Origin of the sequence: Herminiimonas contaminans (genome assembly GCF_015645465.1) — a bacterium.
GTDB lineage: Bacteria > Pseudomonadota > Gammaproteobacteria > Burkholderiales > Burkholderiaceae_D > Oxalicibacterium > Oxalicibacterium contaminans.
Genome location: NZ_JADOEL010000034.1, coordinates 1 through 6649 on the forward strand (window position 1 = coordinate 1; position 6649 = coordinate 6649).

Annotated in this window: 7 protein-coding genes; 1 reads left to right on the forward strand and 6 read right to left on the reverse strand. The window is 47.6% G+C overall.

The window, feature by feature from the left end:
- Positions 1 to 261 precede the first annotated feature (261 nt).
- The 4 genes from IXC47_RS19620 to IXC47_RS19040 all read right to left on the reverse strand — a co-directional run bounded on the left by IXC47_RS19620 (position 262) and on the right by IXC47_RS19040 (position 4371).
- The gene (locus IXC47_RS19620) at positions 262 to 462 is read right to left on the reverse strand and encodes a TIGR02391 family protein (protein WP_407651168.1); all 201 of its coding nucleotides are present in this window, start codon (positions 460 to 462) and stop codon (positions 262 to 264) included.
- Between the two features lie 25 nt (positions 463 to 487).
- Complete coding sequence (locus IXC47_RS19030) at positions 488 to 2626, reverse strand: TonB-dependent receptor (RefSeq protein WP_195876733.1); 2139 nt, start codon at positions 2624 to 2626, stop codon at positions 488 to 490.
- A 298-nt stretch (positions 2627 to 2924) separates the two neighbouring features.
- The gene (locus IXC47_RS19035) at positions 2925 to 3869 is read right to left on the reverse strand and encodes a site-specific integrase (RefSeq protein ID WP_195876734.1); all 945 of its coding nucleotides are present in this window, start codon (positions 3867 to 3869) and stop codon (positions 2925 to 2927) included.
- Positions 3862 to 4371, reverse strand: a complete 510-nt coding sequence (locus IXC47_RS19040; protein ID WP_195876735.1) for a hypothetical protein — start codon at positions 4369 to 4371, stop codon at positions 3862 to 3864. The genes IXC47_RS19035 and IXC47_RS19040 overlap by 8 nt, the downstream gene beginning before the upstream one ends.
- Before the next feature lie 571 nt (positions 4372 to 4942).
- Between IXC47_RS19040 and IXC47_RS19045 the strand changes: the two genes are divergently transcribed.
- Complete coding sequence (locus IXC47_RS19045) at positions 4943 to 5962, forward strand: DNA-binding protein (protein ID WP_195876736.1); 1020 nt, start codon at positions 4943 to 4945, stop codon at positions 5960 to 5962.
- 46 nt (positions 5963 to 6008) lie between these two features.
- Here the strand turns inward: IXC47_RS19045 and IXC47_RS19050 are convergent, their stop codons facing one another.
- Both IXC47_RS19050 and IXC47_RS19055 read right to left on the reverse strand, forming a co-directional pair.
- Positions 6009 to 6548, reverse strand: coding sequence for a DUF7146 domain-containing protein (locus tag IXC47_RS19050; protein ID WP_195876737.1), 540 nt, complete (start codon positions 6546 to 6548; stop codon positions 6009 to 6011).
- A partial coding sequence (locus IXC47_RS19055; protein WP_195874814.1) for an IS3 family transposase occupies positions 6541 to 6649 on the reverse strand: 109 nt, incomplete at its 5' end. The genes IXC47_RS19050 and IXC47_RS19055, both read right to left, overlap by 8 nt.

Sequence of the window (6649 nt, forward strand, 5' to 3'; positions counted from 1 at the left end):
CTACCCGGCGTGCAAAACGCTGTTCAGTCTCATTTGGTGTATAGATTTCGTCTAATTCACGCTGCGTCAGATCAGGCTTAAAGCGTGGGTATGCTGTTTCATGGATGCTGGTCAAAACTGTGCTCCCACCATACGCAGTCGAGTTTTAAAAAGTTGATACACTGCCTATAGGGTGTTTCAAAATCAATCCCATGTTGCAGTAGAAATATAAACGACCGACTTAGTGCCTGCTTGCCGTCGCATTGTCGAGTCTTCGATGAGCTAAAAATACGATCGACAGCAAGTCTTTAGCATCTTTTTTCGACATCGGCCAATGGATGCGTGTTCGTGCGCAGTGATATTCCAGAACATGCCGACTAAGCCTCGAAGAATGGTTGCAAAACCTCTTTGCTCGTTTTTCTCGCTATCTGAAATGACTTGTGCCGTACCAATTTCTAATGAAATTAATACGGCACACCAAATGGTGGAAGTAGATAAACTTTATATGTTAGAAGTTATACCGCGCAGTGAGTTGAGCGTTGCGCCGAGCCCCCGGCGTATTCAAATTTGGCGAAGTGCCATGGCCGGACACAATATATCCTCGGTCAAATATGTTATTAATATTCAGTTGTAGATCGAGCCCGGCAAGCTTGTATCCAAACATCGCATCAACGGTTGTGTAACTTGGTAGAGTAACCGTGTTTCCTGCATTGGCAAACCGGTCATCCACATAGTTCATGCCAGCGCCTGCACGATAGTTGCCAAAGCGCTTCGTTACCCATAAATTGGCACTATGTTTTGGGGTCAATGTAGCGCGTTTGCCCTCTACGGATATGTTTTTGAACGCAGTCCGATTATCAGAGCTGTCTACAGCGAGCGACGAAGTTACTTTGGCGTCCAAGTAGGAATAACCCGTCCACACTTGCCAACCATTAGAGAGATCTCCTGTAAAAGTCAGCTCAAGTCCGTTGGTGCGCTGTGTTCCAATAGGTAATATTACAACTGGATTGCTTCCCGGTACTGCCGATTTGATATTGGTGCGCTCCAGTTGAAACAGTGATGCGGTAGCGGAAGCAAGGCCGTTGAAGAAATCGAACTTAGCACCGATTTCTTTGTTGGTTGTTTCTTCCGGAGTGATATCTTCATTTGTTGGTTGTAGTGGAAAGTTTTCTGCCGAGGGCTGAAATGACTTACTGTAGCTAGCGTAATAAGATTGCGTGGTGGACGGTTGATAAACAAGGCCAACGCGCGGACTCCATTCTCGATCCGTTCTTTCCAGACGTGATCCAGTTGCGGTATTGCGCGTCCTTTGCTCAAATTTGTCATATCGTACACCAGCTAATGCCTTCCACTGGTCTGAAAGTGTTACCAGGTCTTGAAGATAAAAACTGCTGGTATCCATGTCGCTCAATGTCGTCGGCTCTCCAGAAACGGTTCTAGCCACAACAGGCAAAACAGGTCTAAATAAGTTCACATCTCCTGCATTCTGATTTGCCGTACGTATTTCACCTTTGTTTTGCTTTCCCAATTCAATGCCGTACAGGATTTGATGCTTCATACCCGCCAAATCAAGCTTTTGAGTTAGTTCGGTCTGGTTGGAATAGCCATCGTCCTTACGACGGAAGCTGGAATGTGTAAGCCTTGCAGTTTGCGCTGCTTCGTTGACAGACGTTACTAGTGTGTTGTTGCGGTCCGACGTATAGTCGTAGTAACGGAATGCGTTGCGCAACGAGAGTTGATCATTGAACTTGTGGTCAAAGGTAAATCCATATGAAGTTACATCCGTTTGCGTGTAATCGACATCACGGGCATTGGCCGCACCATAATAAGTGCTCGGCGATACGTTCACGGGGCTGCCTTGAAATGACGGAATGCCAAAGTCTGTTACTCGGCGGTCAGAGAGACGTTCTGCCTGCAACAGAAGGCTGGAAGAGGAATTAAACTTAAATAATAGTGATGGAGAAATAACGTTTCGATCAAGAAACTGCTGGTCGCGATAACTGTCTGCTTTTTCAATCGCGCCTGTCAGGCGGAAGGCAACGCCAATGCCGTTTTCGCTATAGTCACGTGCTAAGTCGAAATCACTACGGCGCTGGTTCCAACTCCCTACTGTTGCGGAAACTTCGCTCTTGTTGATACCAGGTTTTTTAGTGATGCGGTTGATCAATCCACCAGACGATCCTCGTCCGTATAAAACAGATGCGGGCCCTTTAATTACTTCCACTTGCTCAATATTCGATAGATCACGAAAGTACAGTGCATCATCCCGGATGCCATCGACGAATTGATCAGAAATAGCGCTAAAGCCGCGTATTGTGACTTGATCGCGTTGGCCATCTCCATTAGATAGGCCAACGCCTGGTACGTACTTCAACACGCTTTCGAGCGAAAGCGCGTTTTGGTCGCGAATTACCTGCTGCGGCACAACATTGATCGTTTGTGGGATATCGCGTAAGGGCGCTTCGATTTTAGTAGCACTTACAGAAGTTGGTAGGTTATAGGTCTGCCCTAGTTCACGACCACCCTGGACTTTTATTTCCGGCAGGCTTGCTTCTATTGAAGGGGCGGAAGTTGTTTGTGCAAATGCGGGACTGGATAGATGTTGCATCGCTAGTGCAACCAGCAGCGCTAATTTATTTTTTTTCATTGCAGTTATGCTCTCAGTTTAAAAATCGGTACTAGCAATCAGTCTTTAAGACTTATGGCTGGCTATCAGAGATGAGGCATCACTGCAATTGGCTGGCAAAGCTTAAAAGTTGGAGCAACAAGGACACTACGCACTGAACCGCTCCAACATATGTAATTATAAATGATAATAATTAGTATTTGCAATGAGGATTGGATTTCTATATTTTGCAGTACCCTTCCTTTCCGCCATTTCACTAAATATTTCAATGAATTCCCCCTAGCAGAGGTTTAAGGTGCGGATGTATGGACTACTTGCCTTACACAACCGGTAACAGCCCAGCCTCGATGCGGTTTTTAACGAATGGATCTGCACCATCGATATAGCGCATCGCCGATTGAATATTCTTCCACCCCACGTATTCCATCAGTGTTTTGAGATCCCACCCGTTTGATGTCGCCCAATTGGCAAATCCACGACGAAGCGAATGCGCGCTGTAGTCATCTGCGTCAAGAATGCCGGCTTGCGCAAATAGCGACCGGAGCAATGGAATGATACTGGGCGGATTTAACCCTGTATCGCCAATTTTTCCCCAGCGATTAATCGATCTAAAGACGGCGCCGTTTTCCAGCCCACTCAGGTCGATCCATGCCTGATATGCCGCGACTGGACAAAGATGGGACAATGCAGGTGCTTTAAATGTACTGCCTTTAAACTGGCGATCGCCTTTGGTTTGAGGGAGATAGCATGTCATTCCTTCGCCAGGAAGTGCCTCGACGTATTGAACCTCAAGTCGCGCCAGCTCATCGCCTCGAAAGCCCCGCCAGAATCCAAGCAAAACAAGCGCCTTATCCCGGGTGAGGCGCATTTGCTTTACCCAATCATGTTCTACGCCTGCAGCGACGATGGCACCGTCAAGCCAGGTTGTCACCTGTTCGAGCTGCTCCAGTTGAAGAGGCTTAGCTCGTTTTTCCTGTACAGGATGTAATTGCTGGATGCCGCGAAAGACTTTGCGGACGATCGGTGTTTTTGTAGGATCGGGAAAACCTTGGTCTATATGCCATTGGCCAAGTGCCGCTAGGCGATGCCTGAGCGTATTGATCGCCAAGGTTTCAGCATAGTCAGCCAGGTAGCGGGCAACGCTTTCGGCGGTGGCCGGCAAGTAGCCCCGCCATTCGACTTCATAGTGATGGATAGCCGACTGGTAGCTACGCCGAGTGTTTTGCCGTGTCGCCGCGTGGATGTATTGATCGATTTTATCCATGGAATCCCCGTGAATTTGCATTCTCGTACAGATCGCCGAGCCGACTTAGCAGGTCCTTCCATCGATCCAGCAATGCCAAAGCTTCAGAATCGGCTTTTAACGTCTGATCGACTAGAGGGAAAAGTTGTGCATAGTTGGCGATGATTTGTCCCAAAAGGAGTGCGCAAAAAGATATCGCTACACTGGCTAGCTTCTTGTGGTGACCGGCATCAGAAGCATCATGAATTTGCAACACACTGACCAGATCAGCGTGCGCATAGTTACAAAAATGGCTGTACATGTCGCGCACATACTTTCTCGGAAAACCGGATTTCTCGGCCAAATCCATCCATTTGAAGCACATCTTGGCGTCGTTCTTCTTTAGAACTTTGTCTTGGACTTCTTTCATATACTGAGCAAATAAACGGTTGGCACGAATGTCTTGATCGAGTAATTGAATCCTCTTTTTATCCGCCTCGATAACGTGTTGCCATTGAGTCCGTCCGATGACGGTGCCGTGCATGGTTTGCCGACCACGAAGGCCTGCGTACTCCCATATTTGATGGCGAGTCTAGATAGCTCTGACTTCGCACAAAAAATGAAATGAAACATCATGTAGGTTTCGAATGCCGTACGGGCTAAGACGGCAATCGATGCATGGTCGACGTAGTGGGGGAAGGTCTTTTTGCCTATAGAGGTTTGCACACCCTCGAAAATAGTCTCGATGGACTCAAGGTGTCGAAAGATTTTGATTAACAGAATTTGGGCATGATTCTTCCAGCCTTCGCCAGGTTCGAGTCGGATGCCGGATTGTGCTTCGATTAGGCGGCCGAAAATTTCTTTTAGTTTGGTAAATTCGAGCGCGGTGTCGGGTAGAACGGTTGGTTCCATGTCTGCACAATCTGGAAAAGTAAAAAAGCACTCTATGGCATCGTTACAGTAATACGCGGTTTATTTTAGCGGCTTTCTCATATGACATGTGATAACACTGCATTATCTATTCTTTAAATTCAACAATTACTTATTGAATTTCAATAAATTATAGTATGTAATTACGTGGTATGTAATGTAGTATCAAATTTATAGGAGCAAAGATGGCCCGTACTGGACTTTACAAATCGCAAGTTAAGAAAGCCCGCGACACTCTGATAGGGCAGGGCAAGCACCCGTCAGTCGACGCGGTACGTATTGAACTCGGCAATACTGGCTCCAAGACCACGATTCATAAGTATCTCAAGGAGTTGGAAGAGGAAGACGGCGGGAAATCCATTAAAGCGTCACTAAGCGATGCGCTGCAAGATCTTGTGGCAAGATTGGCCGCTCAATTGCAGGAAGAAGCAGATACGAGAATTGCGGCTATTCACAACGAGTCAGCCGAAACGGAACGGCGACAAACGGCCTTGATTCTGGAATTGCGACAGGAAAGCACAGAACTTAATACCAGCCTACAGCAGGCCAAATCTGCCTTGACGTCGGAAAAAGAGTCCCATGAACACACTGCGACGCAGTTGCAGCAGGCAAAGGTCGAATGCCAAGGTTTGACTCTGCAAGTGTCGGCGCTCAAGGAACGTCTGGACGAAAACGAACGGCATCGACAGTCCTTGGAAGAAAAGCATCAGCATGCCCGAGAATCTTTGGAGCACTATCGAGAATCGACCAAAGAACAGCGGGACCAGGACATGCGGCGACACGAACAACAAGTCCAAGGTCTGCAGGCAGAAATGCGCCAGCTTCAGCAAGGTTTGATCGTCAAACAAGACGAGACCACCAGGCTCAATAAAGAGGGTGTACGGTTGGTATCAGACCTCTCGCACGCCCAGCAAGCACTCTATGAACAGCAAACACGCGTGCGCCAGTTTGAACAAAAACTGGAACAATTGCAGAGTGTGGACCAGAGCAACAGGCTATTGAAAGAGCAAATTGGTGAGAAAGATGCTCAACTTCGGGAAATGCGTACCCAGCTCGCAGACGCGGTCCAGCAAGTCAGTGTCGTAACTGGACAGTTAAATCAACATCAAATAGAACTGGTCACGTTGCAGGCAAAACTCGATACACATCAGATGCTCTCAAGCGAGTTGAAATCTTATTTGGACCGAGATACAAAACGGGATTAACAAACGTTGACGTTTAGCTGGGGACAATTCCTTTTAATTCATATGCTTATGTCGATTTTTGACAAATTTTGCACGAATCACGGCCGACCCTCCTTGTTGGATGTTCGAAGAGACGTACTCCTGCCCCTTTCAATTTCCTCTTACCCGACATCTGCATCTTCGGTTCTTCTACCAGGGCTTTGCGGCCGTCCTTGGTCAAGTATGTCCGATGCAGCGTGACTGGATCACCCTTCCCATCAACGACCTGCAATACCATCGCAGGATGTCGACCTGTCATGTGATATTTGTCGTCTTCACCAACCTCCCAATACTCGAGTGAAGGATGGAATCGGACGTACTTGGACAGTTTTGTGAGGTCGCACCCGAGGACGCGGTTCTTCATGTAGAGAGAGGCTGGATCGTCTTGCACAAGACTCAGTCGCTTTGTACCGCGATGCACCTTTCGCAACTTGGAACAATTCCTTGCAGACTCCTCAGGGGTCAACTCAACTTCGACCTTCTGATACTCACGGAGGGCACCAAGGCCCTCAGACAGTCCAAACAGCTTCTTCAGCTGTTTGTGAATCGCCCCGAGTTTCTTAGACACTCGCAAGCCTCTCGAAGTACTGCTTTTCATAGTTGACGGGCGAAAGCCGGTCAGCATGATTATGACGTCGTTTGACGTTGTAGAACATCTCGATGTAATCA

Bases quoted from the DNA above. Each gene is read 5' to 3' on its own strand.
- IXC47_RS19030 (WP_195876733.1), bottom strand. From the start codon at position 2,626: ATGAAAAAAAATAAATTAGCGCTGCTGGTTGCACTAGCGATGCAACAT.
- IXC47_RS19035 (WP_195876734.1), bottom strand. From the start codon at position 3,869: ATGGATAAAATCGATCAATACATCCACGCGGCGACACGGCAAAACACT.
- IXC47_RS19040 (WP_195876735.1), bottom strand. From the start codon at position 4,371: ATGCACGGCACCGTCATCGGACGGACTCAATGGCAACACGTTATCGAG.
- IXC47_RS19045 (WP_195876736.1), top strand. From the start codon at position 4,943: ATGGCCCGTACTGGACTTTACAAATCGCAAGTTAAGAAAGCCCGCGAC.